Here is a 598-nt window from a genome sequence, read left to right on the forward strand (position 1 = left end):
TTCCATTTGGCCAAACATGAAGAGCAACCCGGGAAAAATACCCCAATCCCCTGTCCATACCACATGCTTGCCCTGCCCTACCGGCCGGCTCCAATATGGGCTCATGCCCTCACCCTTGCGCATGTACATGGCCTGGATGTCCTGGTCTTTGTACTTGAGATTAGCCATCGTCAACCAGACATCATGCAAAGCTTTCCAGCTGCTGGTCTCCCCATCAATCAAATAGCTGCTATTCAGGTTGCTCTTGTTGTTGGTGCCATACCACTTCACTTGTTTGGCGGCAATCCTGTACATCATCTTCAGGGTCTTATGCAGGTTTTTGCTTTGTCCCTGACTACCTTCAGTCCCGTACAAGCCGATTGAGGTGTTGTACTCATACAAACTATGGTCACCTTTTCTGGCTAAGGCATCGGCAATCGAGACCGCTGAAGCAATCACATCAGTGCAATAGGCCCAGCCTAAATCCGGAATAGAACCTGACCATCGCTCCATTTCTCCCATTGTGCCATCGGTGAACACCGAGTACTTGATCCAGTCTTTGACATAACGTTTGGCCGATTCCACCAGCTGTGTCTTGCCTAGTTTGATGCCCACCAAA

General features: G+C 49.8%; 1 protein-coding gene. It reads right to left on the minus strand.

Going from position 1 to position 598, the window contains the following annotated elements:
* On the minus strand, positions 1-492 hold a 492-nt coding region (locus Q0590_RS37480; protein ID WP_302042812.1), incomplete at its 3' end, for a hypothetical protein.
* Between the last annotated feature and the right edge of the window lie 106 nt (positions 493-598).

The organism is Rhodocytophaga aerolata (genome assembly GCF_030503435.1).
Taxonomy (GTDB): domain Bacteria; phylum Bacteroidota; class Bacteroidia; order Cytophagales; family 172606-1; genus Rhodocytophaga; species Rhodocytophaga aerolata.